The sequence below is a fragment of the Streptomyces sp. NPDC033177 genome, from assembly GCF_055577715.1.
On sequence record NZ_JBVIPS010000001.1, the window covers coordinates 104,457 to 123,988 of the forward strand.

The 19,532-nt window shown below is 69.1% G+C and carries 20 protein-coding genes; 6 read left to right on the plus strand and 14 right to left on the minus strand.

The genetic code is table 11. The annotated features are described in order from the left end of the window. Positions 1-160: 160 nt before the first annotated feature. The 5 genes from ACZ5U5_RS00530 to ACZ5U5_RS00550 form a co-directional block, all read right to left on the minus strand. On the minus strand, positions 161-1,600 hold the full coding sequence (locus ACZ5U5_RS00530) for a cellulose binding domain-containing protein (protein WP_469014569.1): 1,440 nt from the start codon (positions 1,598-1,600) through the stop codon (positions 161-163). Further along, complete coding sequence (locus ACZ5U5_RS00535) at positions 1,597-3,168, minus strand: beta-N-acetylhexosaminidase (RefSeq protein ID WP_469014572.1); 1,572 nt, start codon at positions 3,166-3,168, stop codon at positions 1,597-1,599. Before ACZ5U5_RS00535 ends, ACZ5U5_RS00530 begins: the two co-directional genes overlap by 4 nt. Positions 3,169-3,218: 50 nt before the next feature. Beyond that, the gene (locus tag ACZ5U5_RS00540) at positions 3,219-4,055 is read right to left on the minus strand and encodes a carbohydrate ABC transporter permease (RefSeq protein WP_453684732.1); all 837 of its coding nucleotides are present in this window, start codon (positions 4,053-4,055) and stop codon (positions 3,219-3,221) included. Then, on the minus strand, positions 4,052-4,936 hold the full coding sequence (locus ACZ5U5_RS00545) for a carbohydrate ABC transporter permease (RefSeq protein WP_469016809.1): 885 nt from the start codon (positions 4,934-4,936) through the stop codon (positions 4,052-4,054). Before ACZ5U5_RS00545 ends, ACZ5U5_RS00540 begins: the two co-directional genes overlap by 4 nt. A 151-nt stretch (positions 4,937-5,087) precedes the next feature. Continuing rightward, positions 5,088-6,356 carry an extracellular solute-binding protein gene (locus ACZ5U5_RS00550; protein WP_469014573.1) on the minus strand — a complete coding sequence of 423 codons (1,269 nt, stop codon included), beginning with the start codon at positions 6,354-6,356 and terminating at the stop codon, positions 5,088-5,090. Positions 6,357-6,622: 266 nt separating this feature from the next. On the opposite strand from ACZ5U5_RS00550, the gene ACZ5U5_RS00555 reads away from it, so the two are divergent. The 3 genes from ACZ5U5_RS00555 (at position 6,623) to ACZ5U5_RS00565 (ending at position 9,115) form a co-directional block, all read left to right on the plus strand. Then, positions 6,623-7,435 (plus strand): GntR family transcriptional regulator, encoded by an 813-nt coding sequence (locus ACZ5U5_RS00555; protein WP_469016812.1) that lies wholly within the window; start codon positions 6,623-6,625, stop codon positions 7,433-7,435. Positions 7,436-7,628: 193 nt separating this feature from the next. Continuing rightward, on the plus strand, positions 7,629-8,597 hold the full coding sequence (locus ACZ5U5_RS00560) for a mechanosensitive ion channel family protein (protein WP_469014576.1): 969 nt from the start codon (positions 7,629-7,631) through the stop codon (positions 8,595-8,597). Between the two features lie 122 nt (positions 8,598-8,719). After that, entirely contained in the window at positions 8,720-9,115 is a 396-nt protein-coding gene (locus ACZ5U5_RS00565) for a DUF3662 domain-containing protein (RefSeq protein ID WP_469014578.1), read from the plus strand. Between the two features lie 17 nt (positions 9,116-9,132). Here the strand turns inward: ACZ5U5_RS00565 and ACZ5U5_RS00570 are convergent, their stop codons facing one another. From ACZ5U5_RS00570 to ACZ5U5_RS00585, 4 genes are all read right to left on the minus strand, one after another. Beyond that, positions 9,133-10,305, minus strand: a complete 1,173-nt coding sequence (locus ACZ5U5_RS00570) for a serine hydrolase domain-containing protein (RefSeq protein WP_469014580.1) — start codon at positions 10,303-10,305, stop codon at positions 9,133-9,135. 247 nt (positions 10,306-10,552) lie between these two features. Further along, positions 10,553-12,028, minus strand: a complete 1,476-nt coding sequence (locus tag ACZ5U5_RS00575) for an FG-GAP and VCBS repeat-containing protein (protein ID WP_469014582.1) — start codon at positions 12,026-12,028, stop codon at positions 10,553-10,555. A gap of 149 nt (positions 12,029-12,177) precedes the next feature. Then, complete coding sequence (locus ACZ5U5_RS00580; protein WP_469014584.1) at positions 12,178-12,543, minus strand: darcynin family protein; 366 nt, start codon at positions 12,541-12,543, stop codon at positions 12,178-12,180. 71 nt (positions 12,544-12,614) lie between these two features. Then, on the minus strand, positions 12,615-13,508 hold the full coding sequence (locus ACZ5U5_RS00585; RefSeq protein ID WP_469014587.1) for an NAD(P)H-binding protein: 894 nt from the start codon (positions 13,506-13,508) through the stop codon (positions 12,615-12,617). A 104-nt stretch (positions 13,509-13,612) separates the two neighbouring features. On the opposite strand from ACZ5U5_RS00585, the gene ACZ5U5_RS00590 reads away from it, so the two are divergent. Continuing rightward, complete coding sequence (locus ACZ5U5_RS00590) at positions 13,613-14,566, plus strand: LysR family transcriptional regulator (RefSeq protein ID WP_469016814.1); 954 nt, start codon at positions 13,613-13,615, stop codon at positions 14,564-14,566. Between the two features lie 14 nt (positions 14,567-14,580). On the opposite strand, the gene ACZ5U5_RS00595 is transcribed toward ACZ5U5_RS00590, so the two are convergent. Then, positions 14,581-15,171, minus strand: coding sequence for an SMI1/KNR4 family protein (locus tag ACZ5U5_RS00595; RefSeq protein ID WP_469014589.1), 591 nt, complete (start codon positions 15,169-15,171; stop codon positions 14,581-14,583). Between the two features lie 179 nt (positions 15,172-15,350). Between ACZ5U5_RS00595 and ACZ5U5_RS00600 the strand changes: the two genes are divergently transcribed. Next, entirely contained in the window at positions 15,351-15,743 is a 393-nt protein-coding gene (locus ACZ5U5_RS00600; protein ID WP_469014591.1) for a helix-turn-helix domain-containing protein, read from the plus strand. A 201-nt stretch (positions 15,744-15,944) separates the two neighbouring features. Here ACZ5U5_RS00600 and ACZ5U5_RS00605 read toward each other — a convergent pair whose 3' ends face one another. Beyond that, complete coding sequence (locus ACZ5U5_RS00605; RefSeq protein ID WP_469014594.1) at positions 15,945-16,508, minus strand: dihydrofolate reductase family protein; 564 nt, start codon at positions 16,506-16,508, stop codon at positions 15,945-15,947. A gap of 299 nt (positions 16,509-16,807) precedes the next feature. Between ACZ5U5_RS00605 and ACZ5U5_RS00610 the strand changes: the two genes are divergently transcribed. Continuing rightward, positions 16,808-17,224: an FxLYD domain-containing protein gene (locus ACZ5U5_RS00610; protein ID WP_469014595.1), complete on the plus strand. Its 417-nt coding sequence runs from the start codon at positions 16,808-16,810 to the stop codon at positions 17,222-17,224. Positions 17,225-17,261: 37 nt separating this feature from the next. On the opposite strand, the gene ACZ5U5_RS00615 is transcribed toward ACZ5U5_RS00610, so the two are convergent. Genes ACZ5U5_RS00615 through ACZ5U5_RS00625 form a run of 3 tightly spaced genes read right to left on the minus strand, consistent with a single transcriptional unit; the run spans position 17,262 to position 19,405 of the window. Then, entirely contained in the window at positions 17,262-17,876 is a 615-nt protein-coding gene (locus ACZ5U5_RS00615) for a class I SAM-dependent methyltransferase (RefSeq protein ID WP_469014598.1), read from the minus strand. 55 nt (positions 17,877-17,931) lie between these two features. Continuing rightward, the gene (locus ACZ5U5_RS00620; RefSeq protein WP_469014601.1) at positions 17,932-18,630 is read right to left on the minus strand and encodes a Fic family protein; all 699 of its coding nucleotides are present in this window, start codon (positions 18,628-18,630) and stop codon (positions 17,932-17,934) included. After that, positions 18,620-19,405: a hypothetical protein gene (locus ACZ5U5_RS00625; RefSeq protein WP_469014603.1), complete on the minus strand. Its 786-nt coding sequence runs from the start codon at positions 19,403-19,405 to the stop codon at positions 18,620-18,622. The genes ACZ5U5_RS00620 and ACZ5U5_RS00625 overlap by 11 nt, the downstream gene beginning before the upstream one ends. Between the last annotated feature and the right edge of the window lie 127 nt (positions 19,406-19,532).

A 19,532-nucleotide genomic window follows, 5' to 3' on the forward strand; every position in this document is an offset into this window, starting at 1 on the left:
AAAAAAAAAAAACGGAGGGGGGACCTGTGGGGACGGCGGGGGTTTTTCCTTTTTTGTTTTCCCCCCACCAAACACCCCTCCGGGGGGGGGGGGGGGGGAGGCCCCCCCCCCCCCCCCCCCCCCGACGCCTGTCTGTAGCCGTATGGGGTCGTCACTCACCTCACGCGGAGGGCACCGTGTCCTCGAAGGCGGTGCCCGCGGTGCGGTAGGCGGCCACCTTCGCGGCCACCTGCGCGGGGCTCAGGACCTCGTCCTTGACGTGCAGTACGTAGTCGACCTGCTGGTCGTACGCGCGCGGGGTGGTGCTGGTCTGCCCGGCGAGGTCGATCAGCCATTGGTTGAAGTTGATGGACATGGGCCGCTCCGGCAGATACGCGGCGTCGTGCGTGCCGAACGGCTGCCCGTCGACGTAGTACTTGATGGAGCTGTTGTCGATGGTGACGACGAGGTCGTGCCAGCCGGCGTAGCTCTGCCGGCTCTCGGTCTGCTGGTTGACGGCCTGCCAGGGGTCAGGGTTGTAGGTCTCCCAGGACGTCGTGTAGAGGATGTTCGACGGCTCGCCCCAGCCGCCGTTGGGCAGGTACTCGAAGTCGTACTCGGCGTAGTCGTCCGCCATCGGTGCCTTGAGGTCGTTGATGGTGAAGAACGTCTGCACCAGTCGGTCGCCGTCCGGGCCGCTCTTGGGCGCGTCGCTGAACTTCACGCGCGCCGCGTAAGTCCCGTTCTTGAACTTCGTTGCCTTGGTGAGGACTTCGGTCTGCTTGGTGCTGTCGGCCGTGCCGGCCGTCGACGTCTCCAGGTTCATCACCGAGTTGCCGCCGGAGGCGGAGAACGTGACGTTCTGCGGTGCCCAGGTCGCGCCCGGCACCCCGGGGCCACCCGAGTTGGAGCGCACGTTCCAGCCGTGCGCCGAGATGGCCGGGTCGTCGTACTTCGTGTAGTTGAAGTCGTCGAAGAGGCTCGCTCCGGAGCCGGGCGGGTCGGTGGGGTCGGTCGGGTCCGTGGGATCGGTGGGGTCGTTGCCCTCGGGGGCGGTGCCCCAGACCGTCGCTCCGTCCAGTTGTGCGGTGACCTTCGTCCAGTTCGCGTAGGAGCTCTGCGTGGCACCGAAGGAGTAGTCGTCGCGTTGGTTCAGCGACTGCCAGTCGGAGCGGTGGAAGCGGAGCTGGAGGTCGCCGCTGTCGGCTCCGGCGGCCACCGAACCGGCGCCCGAGGTGAAGCCGATCTCCAGATAGCGGTCGGCGGTGGCGGTCGGGTGGGCGAGCGTGCCGAAGGTGCCGGTGATGTTGCCGCAGCCCTTCACGGCCCACGAGCAGGCGAAGCGGTAGGTGGCGTTCGCCGAGTCGGCCTTGAAGTAGTAGCGCAGCCTCACGCCGCTGAGTGCCACCGGGGAGGAGCCGGTGTTCTTCACCTTCAGCCACGGTTCGGCCTGGTCGCTGCCGGTGGAGCCGGTGTGGTACTGCACCGATACGGCGCCCGCGGCGGCACCGGCCTCGGTGGCGGGCAGTGCGGCGAGAGTTGTGCAGCCCATCAGGGCGACGAGGGCGAAGCGTGCCGATCTCGTGAGCGCGGTGCGGGAGGGCTTTCGTGCAGGACTCATCTCGATTCCTCTCCGAAACGGTGGGGGACGGGGACGTACGGGTCGAACGGTCCGTGCCGCACGCCGAGTGCGGCGAGCCTGGTGCCGTGTGCGATCAGGCGTGCGCGTGCCGACGGCCAGGACGAGGCGCCGTGCCAGGCTCGGTCGGCGAGCGCGGCGAGTCGGGGGAAGGCCAGGTAGTCGACGTGGTCGGCGGTGGGGGCGAGTTCGGTCCACAACTGGGCCTGTACGCCGATCAGTTCGCCGTCCGCGGTGGGGTCCTCGGGCGGGTCGTGGTCGTGGACGGTGCGTAGGTCGACCACGGCTCCGGGCTGGGAGGGCGGTTCGTCCGGGGATGCGGACTGGGCGTAGTCGAGGTAGGTGGCGCTGTAGTGGCTGCTGATCACGGTGTGCCCGCGTTTGAGGGCGACACGGGTGTGTTCGGGATCGCGCCAGGTCATGACGGTGAACTCGGGTGGCAGGCCCTCCCCTGTCTCGGCCCACGCGGTCGGGATGCGGCCGCGCTCCAGGAGGTGGGCGCCGATCCGGCCGAGGAACCAGCCGCGCAACTCGCCTGGCCCTGAGAGGCCTTCGGCTTCGATGCGTTCGCGTGCGGCGTGGCTGGTGGCCCATTCGATCGTGGGGCATTCGTCGCCGCCGACGTGTATGTGCGGGGAGGGGAAGATGTCCAGGGCGGTGTCGAGGACGGTGCGGCAGAAGTCGAGGACGGGATCGTGGACGCCCAGGACGGTGTCGCACACTCCCCAGCGGGTCCACACGTCGAGCCGGCGGCCCGGGACGTTGCCGAGTTCGGGGTAGGCGGCCAAGGCGGCGCGGGTGTGGCCGGGCATCTCCACTTCGGGCACGATGGTGACGCCGCGGTCGGCGGCGTACGTGACCAGGTCGCGCAGTTCCCGTTCCGTGTACGCCCCTTCGTGCGGGGTTGCGTCGAAGATGTCGGAGCCGTCGGGGCCCACCATGGACTGTGCGCGCCGTGCGCCCACCTCGGTCAGCAGGGGGTAGTCGGCGACCGGCATGCGCCAGCCCTGGTCGTCGGTGAGGTGCAGGTGCAGCACGTTCAGTTTGTGCAGGGCCAGCAGATCGACGTAGCGGCGCAGGAACGACACGGGCTGGAAGTGGCGTGCCACGTCGAGCATGAAGCCGCGCCAGGCCCGCCGCGGTACGTCGGTGATCTCGACGCAGGGAAGGCGCCAGGGTCGGCCCAGGCGGGCGCGCCCGGACAGGGCCTCGGCCTCGACGGGGAGCAGTTGCCGGATGGTCTGGATGCCGCGCAGCAGGCCGGTGGGGTGGGCGGCTCGCAGCAGCACGGCGTCGGGTGAGACCGTCAGGCCGTAGCCTTCCGTGCCGAGTCCGCTCAGTCCCGGGTCGTGTGCGAGGACGAAGGGCGCGTCGGGGGCGGCGGGGAGCGGGAGCCCGGTGGCGGGCGCGATGAGGGTGCGCAGCAGGGCGGCTGCGGGTTCCGCGCCCGGTGTGACACGGAGCGTGGTTGCCGCGTCGAGCGTGAAGTGTCCTGGCCGGACAGTCAGTTGGGTGGGTGCGGGCACGAGCGTGGGGCGGGACGCGGGCACGGCGGACCTCCGGTGCGGGCGTGGGGATTGCGGGACGGGCGCGGTGCGGTTCAGCCCTTGACGGCGCCGGAGGCGAACCCGGATGTCACATGTCGCTGCAGCAGCAGGAAGATCGCAAGCGCGGGCAGCGCGAAGAGGGTCGAGGCGGCCATGGTGGCGCCCCAGTCGGTGCCGAAGGTGTTGTGGAACGAGGACAGCCACACCGGCAGGGTCCGGTGATCCTGCTGCTTGATGATCAGGAAGTTGGCGTAGGCGAACTCGTTCCACGCCGTGATGTAGCCGAACAGCGAGGTCGCCATCAGCCCCGGCGCGAGCAGCGGGAACGCCACGTGGCGGAACGCGCCGAACCGGGTACAGCCGTCGACCTGGGCCGACTCCTCCAGCTCCGCCGGGATCGTGGCGATGAAGCCGCGCAGCACGACGACGGTGAAGGGCAGCGTCATCATGAAGTAGATGAGGGTCAGTGTCGGCAGCCGGTCGAGCATCCCGGTGTCCCGGGAGATGATGTAGACGGGGATGATCAAGGACTCCCACGGCGCCATCTGCGCGATGAACACCATGAGCATGAACTGACGTCGCCCGTGCCAGCGCATCCGGGCCACCGCGAACGAGGCGCCGAGAGCGACGATCAGGGCCAGGGCGACGGCGGCCAGGGTGACGAGCACGCTGTTACGCCAGAACAGGGCGAATCCGTCCGCGTCGACGGCCCGCCGGAAGTGGTCGAACGTCCAGCTCTGCGGCAGCAGTTGGGGGCTGTCGGACTGGATGTCGCGGGACGGCTTGAAGGCGGTGGTGACCATCCAGTAGACGGGGAAGAGGCAGACGACGACCGTCACGGTGGCGGCGATGTTGAGCGGCAGGCGGCGCAGTGCGCGCGAGGTCGTCACAGCTCGTTCTCCTGTCGGAACATTTGGCGGAAGTAAGCGACGAGCACGCCGGACATGAACAGCACGGTCAGCATCGACGCGGCCGATCCAAGGTCGTAGCGCTGCTGGGCCAGTGCGGTCTGCACGGCGTAGACCGGCAGGATCGTCGTGGCGTCGCCGGGGCCGCCGCGGGTCATCACCCAGATCTGTACGAACGCCTTGAACGTCCAGATGACTTCGAGGGAGAGCACGAGCATGAAGATCGGCCGCACGATCGGCAGAGTGACGGAGTGGAAGATCCGGAATCCGGATGCGCCGTCGATGCGCGCGGCCTCGTGGAGCTCGGCGGGCACGGTGGTCAGCGCCGAATACAAGGTGATCGCCGCGAACGGCACCGACTGCCACACGACCAGGGTGACGAGGATGGCGAACGCCGCCGGTCCGTGGGCCAGCCATGGATAGCCCTCGAAGGAGCTGAAGCCGAGGCTGGTGAGCGCGTGGTTGACGATCCCGAACTCGGAGTGGAAGAGCCACTGGAACACGGTGGTCGCCGCGACCACGGGCATCGCCCAGGTGAGGACGAGTGCGCTGAGCACAGCCGTGCGGCCGAAGCGCCCGAGCCGCTCCACCATCAGCGCCACGAGTGTCGAAAGGACCATGATGAGTGCGACGTTGACGGCCATGAAGAGGAAGGTGCGGCGCACCACGGCCCAGAACCGCGGGTCGGTCAGCAGTTCCGTGTAGTTGTCGAGGCCGGTGAAGTGCGCTTCTCCCATGATGAGTTGGCGCAGGCCGAAGTCCTGGAAGGAGATCAGGACGGCCCGTGCCAGCGGGTAGACGAGCAGGTACAGCATCCCGAGGACCGTGGGCGCCACGAGCAGGTACGGCCAGGTCCCGGACATCGTGGAGCGGCGTGTGGTGGTGACGGGCGGACGCCGAGGCGGTCGGGACACCACCGGGTCGCGGACGATCGTCACGGCGCACTCCTCTCGGTGTGGGTTCGCGGTGCGGGGTCTCGTATGGTTTCTCGGTGCGGGGTGGCCAACGGGCGCTTCAGGAGCCGGACTTCATGGCGTTGGTGATGGCATCGGAGGCCTCGGCGGCCTTCTTCTTCGGATCGCCGCCGGTGAGGACAGCGGTCAGGTAGTCCTTGATGGGGTTCTTGGCCTCGACGGCCGCCCAGCCCGGCGTATTGGGCGTCGCATGGCCGACGGCAGCTCCGACCGCCATTGCGGAGGCGCCGGGATCGTCGGCGACGGCGCCGGCCAGCGTGGTCTTGTTGGGGACGTAGCTCATGGCGACGGCGAGCTTCTTCTGCCACTTGTCGCCGGTCAGCTCCTTGACGAAGGTGTACGCGGCGTCGTGATGCTGCGACACCGTCGGGATCACCAGGTCGGAGCCGCCCGTGAAGACCGCGCCCGGGGTGTCGGCCGTCTTGCCGGGGATCGGGAAGAAGCCCAGCTTGCCCTTGAGTCCGGGGTTGTTCTGGGCGACGACGTTGGCCCCGCCCGGCGTGCTGATGACCTGCGCGACCTGGCCCTTGGCCATCACCTCGGCCTGCGGCGGCTGTGCCTCGTCGGAGTCCTTGGGGCCCTTGCCGAGGGCCTGCAGCTTCTCGTAGAAGGCCATCGCGCGCAGCGCCTCGGGGCTGTCCAGCGTGCCCTTCCATGTGCCATCCGACTCGGTGGCGAGGTCGCCGCCCTCGTCCCAGACGAAGCCGGCGTAGGTGTACCAGTTCTGCCCGGGCAGGTAAATGCCCTGCTGGGAGCCCTTGTTGAGCTTCTTCGTCGCGGCCACCCACTGGGCGCGGGTCTTGATGGCGGCGGCGTCGATGCCGGCCTTCTCGAAGAGGTCCTTGCGGTAGATGACGACGCGGTTCGCGGCGTAGTACGGGATGCCGTACTGCTTGCCCTCCCAGGCCCCCGGCTCGGCGAGCCCCTTGAGCCAGGCGTCGCCGCCGAGGTCGTCGACCTTGTCGCTCAGGTCCTTCAGGCCGCCGCTCTGGGCGAACTGGGCGACCTGGGTGTTGCCCGTCTCGATGACATCGGGGGCGTCGTTGCTGGCCAGCGCGGCGGTGACCTTCTCGCCGATGCCGTCCCACTCCTGGATCTGGATGCGCACGTCGATGTCCGGGTGCGCGGCTTCGAAGCCTTTCTCGAAGTCCTTCTGGAAGGCGGCCGAGACGCTGTCGCGCATCAGCCACACATCGATCGCTGTCTTCCCGCCGCCGGCCGAATCCCCGTCATCGGAGCCGGACGAACAGGCGCTGAGCCCGGCGACCGCGACGAGCGCGGACACACCGGCAAGGAAACGGAACTTCACGGTTCACCTCTGGGGTGCCGGACCTGACCAGCATCTAACTGGTCAGGTGACCTCTGGTGAGGGAGAAAGCTGGCATAGACCAATGACCGCGTCAACCCCCGTCGCACACAGGGGAGTTAATGTTTTTGGTTGTCGATCTCCACGCTTTCGTGGTCAACTGGTAAGACAGCTGGTTGCACGGCAAGAGGGGGCGGGCGGTGACCACCGACGCGAACGACGCGGGCGGGACGGCGAAGGCAGGGGTCGGACGGCGCTCATCAGGAGCGGTGCTCAAGCGGGAGCGGGTCCGTGACCACCTCCTGCAACTCATCGAGTCACAGCGCCCCGGCGATCCCATCCCCTCCGAACGCGTGCTCTGCGCGGACCTGGGCGTCTCGCGCCCCACCCTGCGCGCGGCCGTCGACGAACTGGTCGCGGCGGGCGTTCTGGTCCGCGAACACGGCCGCGGCATGTTCGTTGCGCCGGAGAAGATCACCCAGGAACTGATCTCACCTGCGCACGGTTTGAAGGTGCCGCGCGCGGGGGGCGCCTGGTCCAGCCGTCTCCTGGAGTTCACCACCATCCAGGCCGGCGCCCGCGTGGGCCGCAAGCTGCGCCTCTCCCCCGCCGCCCGGATCGTGTACGTGGCCAGGCTGCGGCTCGTCGACGGCGCCCCGATGGCCATCGAGCACCTGCACATCCGCGCCGATCTGGTGCCCGGCCTCTCCGCGCAGGAACTGGAGAGCGGCGATCTGTACGAGCACTTGAGTGAACACCACGACGTTCATGTCCGCGAAGCGACCCAGACCATCGAGCCGACGGTGGTGACCCGGGCCGAGGCCGAGGTGCTCGAAGTGCCCGAGCTCTCCCCCGCCCTGCTGGTCGAGCGGCTCACCTCGGACCATTCCGGCTGCCCGGTGGAGTACGTCCACTCGCTCTACCGAGGTGACCGCTACCGCATCGTCTCCCGGCTCACCCTCGGCCCCGCCGCGACCGCACCGGAGCAGACGCCCAGCCACCACCCCGGCATCCCACCCGGCGACTTCGCCCACCGGGACACGGTCGCCTCCTCAACACACGGCGACGTACAGGCCCTCTGAACCGGGCATCCGCTCCGGCGCCAGGCCGCTGGAGAGCGTGCTCCGAGCAGCCCCGGCCAAACGCCAGGGCGCGCCTTTCCATGCCCGAGTCACGCTCCTCACACACGCCCTGCACACCCTTTGACCGGCATCCAAAACGGTCGCTACGGTCCCCGCTGCGATCTTGCAAGTCGACCGAGTGGAGCAGAATCCCGTGTCACACCAAGCGATGTCGGCCCCAGGCTGGCTTCGGGACAACGCCGACACCCTGATAGGCGTCCCGCTGCGCATCGCGCTCATCGTCGTGGGCGCGATGATCGTCCGGGGTCTGGCCAAGAAGGCCATCACCCGCGTCGTGCAGCGCATCCTGCAGCCGTCCGAGGAGCAGAATCAGCCTCGCCGCACCAGCCGCGGCCCGGCCGTGCTGCACCGCGACCGCAGCCGGGCCAACGAACGCCGGGAGCAGCGCGCTCGCACCATTGGCTCGGTGCTCAGCAGCATCGTCACCGTCGTGGTCGGCGTCATGGCCATGGCCATGCTCCTCGACCAGATCGGCATCGCCCTCGGGCCGCTGCTCGCCAGCGCCGGCGTGGTGGGCCTTGCCATCGGCTTCGGCGCGCAGAGTCTCGTGGCGGACTACCTGTCCGGCATGCTCATCATGCTCGAGGACCAGTACGGCGTCGGCGACTCCGTGGACCTCGGGGAAGCCGTCGGCGAGGTGGAGCACGTCGGCCTGCGGCTCACCCAGATCCGCGATCTCAACGGCGGTCTGTGGCACATCCGCAACGGCGAGATCCTTCGCGTGCGCAACGACAGCCAGGAGTGGGCCCGCGCCGTCCTGGACGTCTCGGTGGCGTACGAGTCCCATCTCGACACCGTCTACAGCGCCTTGGAACGTGCCGGTCAAGCCATGCGCCAAGAGGCGCAGTTCGCCTCGGTCCTGCTGGAGGACCCGGCGGTCTGGGGAGTTCAGTCCCTGGACGCGGACGGCGTCGTGGTCCGTGTGGCCGTCAAGACGCTCCCCCTGCAGCAGTGGGCCGTCACGCGCGAGCTGCGCCGTCGCGTCAAGGAAGCGCTGGACGAAGCGGGCATCGACATCCCCTACCCGCAGCGCACCGTGTGGATGCGTACGGACAACGACATCACGGTCACCACAGGCAGCAGCACATCAGCGGCAAACTGACTGCCTGTCCGATCTCCCCGATCTCCGATCTCCGGAAGCCGGCGCAAGAACTTCACTTCTTGCGCCGGTTTCCTGTGCCGCTCCCGTGCGTGCCCGACGTCGGATCGGGAACCCGGGACGTCATGGGAATCATCAGCAATGTGGAGAGCACACTGGAGAAGTGGGTCGACCCGCTGTGGACACGCCTGCTGCCCGGCCAGCACGACCAGCCGGAAGTACTGGCCGAACTGCGTCAGGAGTGCGACGAGAACACGATCATCATCGACCGGCAACGCATCGTGGCACCCAACACGTACACGCTCGAGCTGCCGGTGGACACGCACAGGAAGCTGGCCGCGAGCCAGGCGCAGGTGCAACGTCAGCTCGGCGCTCAGGTCTGCCGGCACGCGGCTGAGCAGGGTTACACCTTCCCCGGCCCGGTCTCGGTGCACGTGCACCCCACACAGGACGACACGGTGGACCGCTTCCGCCTGCACAGCGACATCGACCCCAGCGAACGGACCGATCCCGCCCCATGAGGCGGCCCGCCTCCCGCTTACCGCTTGCGCAACAGCGCGCAGACGAAGTTCTCCTCCACGGTCCGCAGCCGCTTCAAGAGATCCGGCTTGTTCGTCTTGTTGATCTGCGTGGTGAGGGAGAGGGTCAGCGACCGCTTGCCGTTCGGGGTCGCAGCGATCAGTTGCGTGTAGCCGGGGAAGTTGCCCGTGTGGCCGTAGACCACGCCGCAGCGGGTGGTGTACCGAAAGATGGCCAGGCCAGCCTTGTTCTTGCCGGGGCCCGCGGGTTCGGATGCGCCGTTCACCCACTTCAGCTGCTGCCGGCGTGTCCGGTCGGAGATCAGCTTTCCGCCCGCGTAGCCGCGGATGAACGCCGTCATGTCCTTCGGCGTGGAGATGATCCCGCCCGATGCCCACACGCCTGACGCACTCAGTACCTCGCTGAGGTCCTCGGGCGGGGCAGACGGGGTGACGTCGTAGCCGTGCATATACGGCCTGGGCATCCGGTAGCCCTGCGGCAGGCTGGTGCTGCGCAGGCCCAACGGGCGGTACACGAACTCGGCGAGCAACTCTTCGTAGGGGCGGTCCGTCACCGCCTCCGCCATCAGCGCCACGGCGATGTTGTCCGAGTTGGAGTAGGTGTACCGGGCCCCGGGGCGGAACACCAACGGCTCGTTTGCCACGAAGTCCAGGAGGCGGCGGGAGTCGAAGTGGCGGCGCGGGTTCTCGGTCACGAGGTCCAGGAACCTCGGGTTCGCGCTGAAGTCCGGCAGACCGCTGGTGTGGTTCAGGAGCTGGCGCAGCGTGACCCGGTGCCAAGCGCGCGGCAGCCGGGGAAGCACCTTGCCGATGGTGTCGTTCAGGCGCAGCTTCCCGCAGTCGACGAGGTGGAGGGCGACTGCGCCGCTGTACGCCTTGGCCGTACTGGCGATGCGCATGTGGTCGGTGGCCCTGATCGGGCGGTCGGTGCCGACCTTGGCGACCCCGGCCCGGTAGACCTCGGTGCGGTGCCCGCGCTTGAGGACGGCGATCGCTCCGGGCGGTCCGCCGGGCGCGGTGGTCAGCTCCCGCAACTGCCGTTGCAGCGCGCGGTCGTCGCCCGCGGGCACATCCGCGGCGTGGGCCGGGGCGTGCACCAGGCCCGCGGTGCAGGCTGCGGCCAGGAGAGCGACCAGGGGTAGGCGGATCTGCGGAGAGCTGGGAGCTGGCACGGAAGGACTCCTGAGGCATGAGCGCGGCGGGACGTCAGAGCGACCAGTTGCCGACGGGCACCTGATCTTCTGGGCCCACAGGTGTTCCAGCACCGACGTGCTCTTCACCAGGGCACCTTCCGTTCATCCCATAACAGGATGTACAGAAACAAACGGCTGCCCAAAGACCTACGTGACGCGGCCGTACTGCACCTCAATGAGTGACACGGAAGCCACCAGCCCAACGGCCCCGCCGTCGGCGCAAGCCTTAGGGGATCACCGTTCCCGGGCCGTTGTCGTTGCTCAGGTTCGCGCCGAACAGCGCCTGCGCCGCCGGTGCACCGATGTCCACCGGGTTGTACGCGACCGACTGCGAGGCCGTCGCTCCCGAGGCGGCACCGCGCAGCAACCACACCGCGCCGCCGTTCACGACGCTGCCCAGGTTCTCGCCCGGGGCCCCCGTGATCAGGTCCGCCTTGCCCTCGCCCGTCATGTCGAGCACGCGCAGCGACCCGCCGAACAGGTCGCCGGACTCCGCGACTCCCGGCACACCGTCCGTGTCCTGGTGGAACGCCTGCGCTCCCGTGCCGGTCAGTCCGTTCTTGCCGCCCTTGAGCAGCACGACGGCGCCCGCCTTGCCCTTCGTACCGATCGCCTCGCCGGGTACCCCGACGGCCAGGTCGGCGTAGCCATCGGCGTTCACGTCGCCGGTGGCCAGCCGTCCGCCGAACTGGTCGCCCTTCTCGCTCGCCCCGGGGACGCCCGCCGTGCTCTGGGTGATCGTCTGCGTGCGGGTCTGGCTGGGGCCGGACGGCGAACCGTAGAAGATCTTGACGGTGCCGGGGTCCTCCTCGGTGCCCTCCGTGTCGCCGTTCGGGAAGATCCGGGTGGCGAGGTCGGCGTAGCCGTCGTGGTCGAAGTCGGCTACGGCCGTGGCGGCGGAGGAGTTCAGAGGCTGCGGGACGGTGGAGAGCCCGTCCTTCGTGCCGAGCCACAGCTTGCCGCCCTCGGCGTGGTTCTCGTAGACGTAGAAGGTCGCGAGATCCTCGATGCCATCGCCGTTGAAGTCGCCCGTGGCTGTCGAGTTGATGGAGTTGTCGGTGCTGTAGACCTTGACCTGCTGCTCGCGGGCGGGGGCGCCGCTCCGGGTGAAGGGACCGTAGAGCACGTCGTGGTAGTCGTAGTCCGTGCCGTTGGCCATGAACAGATCCGCGTGCCCGTCGGCGTCGAAGTCGCCCGCGGTGAGGTCGTCGCCGACCTCGGCGTTCGCCGGTGCGCCGATGCGGACGGCGCCCTGGCCGGAGACGCCGCTCTCCCGGCCCCACAGCACGATCACCGAGCCGTTGACGTTGTCATCGGGCCGGTAGTCGCGGGCGACCACCGCCAGGTCGGTCAGGCCGTCGCCGTCGAGGTCCCGGGAGACCATCGCGTAGCCGAAGACGTGGTGGTCGCCGGAGGCACCGGGCACACCTGCCGTGTCCTGGGTGATGACCGTGGTGCGGGCGTGGTCGAGGCCTCGCGCCGAACCGTAGCTGACCGTGATGTGACCGGCCCGCTCATGGCCGCCGATCTTCGCGCCGGGGGCGGCGACGGCCACGTCCTGGTAGCCGTCACCGTCGAAGTCCTCGCGCACGGTCGCGGCGCCGTCTTCCGCGTGGGCGCTGCCCGCGACGATCGGTACGCCGAGCGATCCGATCAGGGCGGCAGCCACGGCGGTCGATATGGCAGGTCGGCGAATGCCCACGGTTCCTCCTTGAGCGCGAGCGACGTCGAGACACGTGCGCGCAGATGTGATTCACCTTCGAGACTCGCGGAAACCGCGGATGGTTGTGCGGAGAACGACACCTGAACGGGCGGAGACCGGCTGTGGAGGCGGCGTGGGCCGCGGATGCCTCAGGTGGTGATGGTGGCCACGGGATCGACGCCGTAGGTGCGGGCGTAGCCGTTCTCGGCACCGACGAGCAGGTCCACGACCTCGAAGTAGCGGTCCCAGAAGGGAGTTTCCCGCAGTGCGTCGATGAGGAGCTGGTAGTCGTGATGACTGTCTGCTTCCCAGACCCAGATGTCGGTGACGCGGGCCGAGTAAAACTCGGTGTCGTAGAAGCGTGAGCGGACGCCGGTGGTCCTGGACTCGACGACGGGGACGACCTCGGTGGCGAAAGCGTTCACCCGTTCCTGGACAGTCATGGCGAGCCATTCGGGGGTGGTCTTGACGAGGATGAAGGCGGTCACCGTTGCTTCGGCTTCCTTCTTGGGCATGAGGGGTCCTTCCAACTGGCGCAATGTTGCGGTGTGGTGGGCACCATCGAGGCGGTGGTGCGGTGGTGCGGTCAGGCCTGGACGGCCGGCTTGAGGGTCCGGGCGCACCATTGCTCGAAGGTGGTGGGTGATGCGGTGTCCGCGGTGCGGGTGACGCCCGCGTCGAGGCCGTTGTCCTTGGCCTGCTTCATGTCGGCGATGCCTTGTACGAACGCGGCGTCGAGGCCGTGGCCGACGAGGGTGGTGCGCAGATCCTCCAGCGACTGGCGCTCATAGCGCACGGGGTGGCCCAGCTGCTCGGTCATGATGCGGGCCAGGTCGTTGGGGGAAAGGTCCTGGGGCCCGAGAACCGGGATGTCGCCGGTGCCGGTCCAGGAGCGGTCGAGCAGTAGGCGTGCCGCGACGGCGGCGATGTCGGCGACGGCGACGAGGGGGGCCTTGCGGTCGGCGTCGGCGGCGTCCGTGAAGACGCCCTTCTCGCGGATCGAGTTGGCCTCCTCCAGGAGGTTCTCGAAGAAGGAGGGGTTGGCCAGGGCCCGGTAGGCGGCGCCGGATGTCGCGATGAGGTCGTCCATGGCGAGGGATGCGGTGACGAGCCCCGCGCGGTCGGCGAGCGGAGTGCCGCGGCCGAGCGCGGAGATGCCGACGACGTGCCCGACGCCGTGGGCGGCGAGCGCCTTCGCCGCGGGGCGGCTGAAGCCGCGGTAGGCGTCTGCCGGAGGCAGGGAGGAGTCCGGGGGGACGAGCCAGAAGACGGCGTCCGCGCCCTCGAAGGCCCGGTCGACGACCTCCGGGTCGCCGTGCGAACCGACGACCACCTCGACGTGGTCGCGCACATCGTCGGGCAGTCGGGCCGGATCGCGTGCGATCACCCTCAGTTCCTCGCCGTGGGTGGGAGCGGCCCGGACGAGCAGGGGCAGCAGGTGGCGGCCGATGTTCCCCGTGGGAGCAGTGATGACGATCATGAAAACCTCGTGGGTCGTGCCGGATCGGTACGTCCCTCATCCTGCGGAGGCCCACGGTGATGCCACAATAGGAACTCTGGCACGCAATCATTGCCTGAAATGGAATTACCCTGGTGAACAGCTCTGATCCGGTCATTGACGCCAATCTCGCCGTCGCGCTCGACGCCTTGCTGAGCGAACAGAGCGTCACGCGCGCCGCCGCCCGCCTGCACACCTCCCCGGCAGCCATGAGCCGCACCCTGGCCCGCCTGCGCCGCATCCTCCAGGACCCGTTGCTGGTCCGGGCAGGGCAGCGCATGGTCCCCACTCCGCGCGCCCAGGCCCTGCGCGACGAAGCCGCCGCGGTCGTACGCGGTCTGGGCGCACTGCTCACCCCCGGCACCACCGTCGACCCCGCCACCCTGCGCAACACCTTCACTCTCCAGGCCGCCGATCTGGTCGGCGCGGCACTGGCCTTCGGCCTGCTGCGACTGACCCGGCAGGAGGCACCCGGGATCTCCTTGCGGTTCAGGGCCGAGGAGTTGGAGGCCGGGCCGGCCCTGCGCGACGGCCGGATCGACCTGGAGGTCGGTTCCATCGACCACGTCGATCCCGAGACCCGGGTCGAAAAGCTGCTCACCCTGCGGATGGTGGCGGCCGTCCGGGCCGGTCACCCCCTGACCGAAGAGCCCCTGACCCCGGCCCGGCTCGCCGCCGCCGACCATGTCTCGGTCAGCCGCCGGGGCAGGTTCACGGGCCCCCTCGACACCGCCTTGGCCGCACACGACCTACGCCGACGGGTGACTGTCGTCCTTCCCAGTCACCTGGCGGCGATGGCCCTGGCCGCCCGCAGCGACGTCGTCTGCCTGATCCCCGCGGCGCTCCCCGGCGCGGCCTGTTCACCCCTCACCGCTGACGCCACCGCTCTCGGCCTGCACCTCCTCGACATCCCCCTGCCTCTGCCGCCCCTGGCCCTCGGCATGGCCTGGCACCCCCGCCAGGACGCCGACGGAGCCCACCACTGGCTCCGCGACGCCGTACGCCGCACACTTCGCACACCGCACAGCTCAACTGCCTGACGCACGCACTCACTTCAGCAGTCGATCACCGGGGTCGAGGGAAGCGGCGGTCCCCAATCCGGTGGCAGCAGGGCCCATGAGCCATGCCGCAGCCACTGCCCGAACCGGATCGGCCCGGCACCGCCGACGTGGTCGAGGGAGAGCGGGACGATCCTTTCGCACGTCGCCCGCCCGTCCCACCACACCGTGCCTGCCAGCGGGCCGGTCAGCGCCAGCAGCGTGGCGAATCCACAGCCGTGTTCCTGTATGACGACGGCACCTGCCGTCTTCCAGTCCTCGAATCTGCCCACCTCGTCGTCCCAGCGGCGCCAGGCGCTCCGGTATGCGCTCTCGGTCTCGAAGGAGTCGGCCCGCGGCTCTCGATCCATCAGCTCATCGCCGGCCTCGGCGTAGGAGTCGGGGTGGGGAAACGGCACGGCCAGGAGCCCACTCCGCTCTTCGTCGTTCCCGGCCCACCACCAGCCGCGGTCGGTCCGCATCAGTCTGGCCAGCGCTCCGCCCGCGCTGACTTCGCCAAGGTAGGTCCGGTACTCCTCGGGGAGGAGCACACCCAGCTCGCGCTCGGCCTCCATCATCTCGGCCTCGGAGAGAGGCGGTTCATTCATGAAGTGATCTTAGGACCAGGCTCGCAGCCGCTGGTGGGGACAGCGGGGATCAATTCTGCGACGACCCGAGTGTCTGCGCGGCCTGCACCGGTCGACGCAGGAACGGTAATAGCGCGGCCGTACCCCCAATTCCCTGCGGGGAATGGCCCAGGACCCCACGTCGCGGTTACAACGGGTCCGTGGACTTCCCTCAGGTACTTCGCGAACGGCGCACCCGCCGTCGTCTCAGCCAGCTCGATCTAGCGCTTCGGACGGGCACCACACAGCGGCATCTCAACTTCATCGAATCGGGCAGGTCCGCCCCCGGCCGCAACATGGTCGTGCGCCTGGCCGCCGAGTCGCTGCAACTGCCCCTGCGCGAGCGCAACGAATTGCTGTTGGCCGGTGGGTACGCACCCGCCTACTCCGAGAGCGCACTCGACGCCCCGGTCCTGGCCCCCGTGCGCACGGCACCTGCAAGAGCTGTGCGCCGAGCTCAGTGGATACGTTCCGCCCGCTGGCTCCTTCCGACGGGCCACTCGGTTTCGCGGTTCCGCTCCGCATCCGGTCCTCGTACGGTGAGCTGCGCCTGATGACGACCGTGACCACCTTCGCCTCCGCCGTCGACGTCACCCTTGCCGAGCTGAAGCTGGAGGCGTTCTTGCCGGCCGACGCGGCGACAGCCGATGCATGTAGTCGGTCTTGACAGTCGGTCTTGATCCGCCTGTCGTCGTCGAGCACGAGGACTTCCAGGCCGCCACCCGCCACGTCGTCCCTGCCGGGAATGGCCCGGCCTAGCGCAGCACGCGATAGTGGAGGAAGACGACCTTCGACTTGAAGGTGCGGGTCTCGACGAGGTCGAGATCGACCCGGCGCTCGTGCCGGTCGAAGAACGGGATGCCACCGCCGACCAGCACCGGGCAGAGCCTGACCCGATACTCGTCGATCAGACCCGCCGCGGCCGCCTGGGCGGCGAGAGTCGCGCCGCCGATCGCGATGTCGCCCTCCCCCGGCTCGGCCCGCAATCGCCCGATCTCCTCCGCCACGCCGCCCGAGGCCGGGCTGGCGTTGCCCCGCAGTTGCGACAGGGTGGTGGAGAACACCACTTTGGGCAGCGAGTTCCACTGCGCGGCCCACTCACGCTGGATGTCGTCGAGCGGTGCAACCTGGTCGGCCGTCTCCCAGTACAGCATCGTCTCGTACAACCGCCGCCCCATCAGATAGACGCCGGTCCTTCGGATCTCGTCGGTGACGAAGCCCAGAAGCTCCTCGTCCGAATCCGTCCAGGCGAAGTCACCGTCGGGCCCGACGATGTAACCGTCGAGTGAGACATTCATGGAATAGGTAACGCTGCGCATCACGCGTCCTCATCGTTGCCGAGTCAACTCGCGAATCGACGCCTGAACGGCTCATGGGTCGGCTCACGCTCTGACACTACGACCGCCGGGCGCCTCGAACTCATCGCGGCGCACGGACACCGACATGCGACGGCGGGTGCACGGCGGGATGATTGAGGCATCAGCTCCACGCGCCACCTGGGGTCCCAATGCCCACGCAGAACCCGCCGCCACCTCCGCGGGGCTGGGGTTCGTCACCCGGCCGGTCGTCGTGGGGGCAGCGGCCGCCGCCCAAGAAGCGGGGATGTGGACGCGCTCTGATGTACGGGTTGCTCGGCGTTGTTGTGCTCGTCGTCGTGGTGACCGCGATCGCCCTCATGGCGGGCGGCACGAGCGACGAGGGCCCTGGGCCCAGAAAGTCCCCGCAACAGGAGCAGACCTCGCCGACCCTGACCGGCCCCCGAGCTGACGTCGAGATCACGAAGTGCTCGGTCCTGGACGCCGTGCGGTGGCCGACAGCCGAGCTTCGGATCACCAACCAGAGTTCGAAGGCATCCAACTACTGGGTCGACGTCGAGTTCCTCGACGCAAAGGGCGAGCGCATCTCCGAGGGCTTCGCCGCGACCAACAACCTGGCCCCGGACCGGGTGGCGAACGAGACGGCCACCGGCACGCGGGAAGCAACGGGGACGGTGACGTGCCGGGTCACCGATGTCACGCGTTACGCGTCGCCGTAGGCAACCGCCGACGCCTACGCACGACCCCGTAATTCGTTCAGCCGCACTGCAGCCGGTGGACACTTACCGCATAGCCGCCGCCCTCGTAGGGGTGGGCGTCCCACGTCGCGAAGCGGTTGACGAGGGTGAGGTGGGCCGCGGCGCAGTAGGCGTCGTACTCGGGCAGGGTGATGGTGGGCGATACCGGCAGGTGCGCCTTGTCCAGGCCGAATCCGGCGACCAGGAGGCCGCCCGGGCGCAGGGTCGCGGCCAGGCGGGCGACCACCGCGGCCTCGGTCCCGGTGGCAAGGAGCGGGAAGATGTTGCCGGCGGCGACCACGAGGTCGAAGCCCGCCCCCACCTGAAGCTCGGCCGGGTCGAATGTGGCCAAGTCTGCCTGGACCCACGGGAGTTCGGGAGCCTGCCTGCGTGCCACGGCCAGCATGGAGGCGTCCAGATCGACCCCGACGCAGTCGTACCCGAGCTCCGCCAAGCGGATCATCACCCGGCCGGTACCGCACCCGGCATCCAGCACCCGCGCCCCGGCGGGCACGAGCGCGGCACACAACCCTGCCTCACCGTGCATGTCCTTGCCACTGCCGGCCAGGGCCGCGAACCGGGCGGCATAGTCCTCTCCGGACGTCCCACCAGTCAGCTCTTCCCAACGGCTCATGATGACCAGGGTAGACGTACGCGGCAGGTGAGCAGCATGAGCACGTCAATGCGGCTCACGCGCCCCGACCGACGTCATGGCGCGGCAACGCACCACCGCCGCACTCGCCCTTCTCTTTGCCCTCGGTCGCGCGGCGATGACTCGCTCGGATGAGGACGCCCACCAAGGCAGCCAGGTCCGCTGCGCCGTCCGCGTCATCCGCGTAGCGGGTGGTCTGCAATGGGCCGGTCTGATCCAGCCGGACTCCTTCCCGGTCCAGTACGTGGCCCAGGGTGAGCATGGCGAGGCGGGCGTTGCCGTCGGGGAAAGGGTGGAAGAACGCTACGTCCAGGTAGGCGCGGGCCGCGCGGGAGGCCAGGGGCGCGTTCGAGTCGGTGCTTTCGCGCAGGCAACGCTCGAAGTCCGCCTGAGTGTCAGGGGTCAGTGCGTAGCGTTCCCGGCCGCCCTTGGCGTAGGCATCGCCTTGCCGGAAGGCAACCTGTGGCACGCCAAGGACAATGCGCTGCCATCGGGCCAGAAGCGCACAGCTGAGAGCGCGTCCGTTCGATGCGTCCGTGCGCGATCGGATCAGTGCCGCAAGCAGCCGTTCGCCACGAGCCGGGTCGGTGGGACGGCCCTGGGCGGCGCACCAAGTGGCCAGACCGTCCATGGTCGCCACGGTCGCCTCGACCGGCGCAGGCGTCACACCGGCCGCCGAGGTCCAGTCGACCTGGGCCCTGACTCTGCCCCAGGCGGTCAAGGCGTCAGCAGTCACGGTATGGCCGGTCTCCGGTCACGCCCACGGCAAGATCCTCTCCCACGGAATCGACCAGGACAGGCGGCGGTTGCGTCCAGCTCTCGAAGCGTCCGCCGATCGCTCTCTCCACGGCCGCTCTCGCAGCCTCCGGCCGCATGCCGGTGGACGTCAGGAACCATGTCAGGACCGTGTGGCAGAGTCCGTACCAACCGCATTCGGCGCCCGTGCGGTCGACGACCACCGTCACCAGGCGGGTGGCTGCCCGGTCCAGATGCCAGCTTCGGTCCTCGGCGGTGGGCGGTGCCAACTGCTCGAACCTCTCCGCCAGTTCCTCGAGCCAGTCGCGCCACTCCAGCAGCGAGGCCACCACCTTGGCGGCCGTGGCAGCAGGTTCACCCACGGAATGAGAGGCACAGCACCAGCTGGCGACCACTCCGCCTCCCCCGCCCTCACCCAGGGCCCAGTGCCATCCGCACGCCCAACGGCCGTACCGGGCAGCTGCAAGCTCCGTGACCTCGTCGACGAACCGGTGCCTCGCCTCCCACCCGGCATCGGCGGGAGGCACCATCGAGGCGATCGCGTCGGCGAGCCGGGAATGCTCTTCGTCGCTCCAAGCGAACGCGTTCAGGTCAGGATCGGCGGCCGACCACGGCAGTCCGGCCGGGGCGAGCTCGTTGTTGATGGCCGTGGCGTTCCTCCGAAGTCCGAAGCGCAGTCGGTCAGGCGAGGGGCCATCGTGCCAAGGGCTCACCGCGCTGTCACGCGAGTTCTCGGCACCGCAGCCGACCGTCACGGCAAGTACGCTCTGTCGCTGGTCCCGGTGCACGCGGCCATGCCCGCGGATCGTGGTGATGCCGGATTACGGCGTCGGCGCCCGGGCACCGGGCACTGGTGCGCAGGAACCTCCTGCCGACGACGTA

Bases quoted from the DNA above. Each gene is read 5' to 3' on its own strand.
- ACZ5U5_RS00545 (WP_469016809.1), bottom strand. From the start codon at position 4,936: ATGTCCGGGACCTGGCCGTACCTGCTCGTGGCGCCCACGGTCCTCGGG.
- ACZ5U5_RS00585 (WP_469014587.1), bottom strand. From the start codon at position 13,508: ATGATCGTCATCACTGCTCCCACGGGGAACATCGGCCGCCACCTGCTG.
- ACZ5U5_RS00580 (WP_469014584.1), bottom strand. From the start codon at position 12,543: ATGCCCAAGAAGGAAGCCGAAGCAACGGTGACCGCCTTCATCCTCGTC.
- ACZ5U5_RS00530 (WP_469014569.1), bottom strand. From the start codon at position 1,600: ATGAGTCCTGCACGAAAGCCCTCCCGCACCGCGCTCACGAGATCGGCA.
- ACZ5U5_RS00615 (WP_469014598.1), bottom strand. From the start codon at position 17,876: ATGAGCCGTTGGGAAGAGCTGACTGGTGGGACGTCCGGAGAGGACTAT.
- ACZ5U5_RS00605 (WP_469014594.1), bottom strand. From the start codon at position 16,508: ATGCGCAGCGTTACCTATTCCATGAATGTCTCACTCGACGGTTACATC.
- ACZ5U5_RS00595 (WP_469014589.1), bottom strand. From the start codon at position 15,171: ATGAATGAACCGCCTCTCTCCGAGGCCGAGATGATGGAGGCCGAGCGC.
- ACZ5U5_RS00565 (WP_469014578.1), top strand. From the start codon at position 8,720: ATGGGAATCATCAGCAATGTGGAGAGCACACTGGAGAAGTGGGTCGAC.
- ACZ5U5_RS00610 (WP_469014595.1), top strand. From the start codon at position 16,808: ATGTACGGGTTGCTCGGCGTTGTTGTGCTCGTCGTCGTGGTGACCGCG.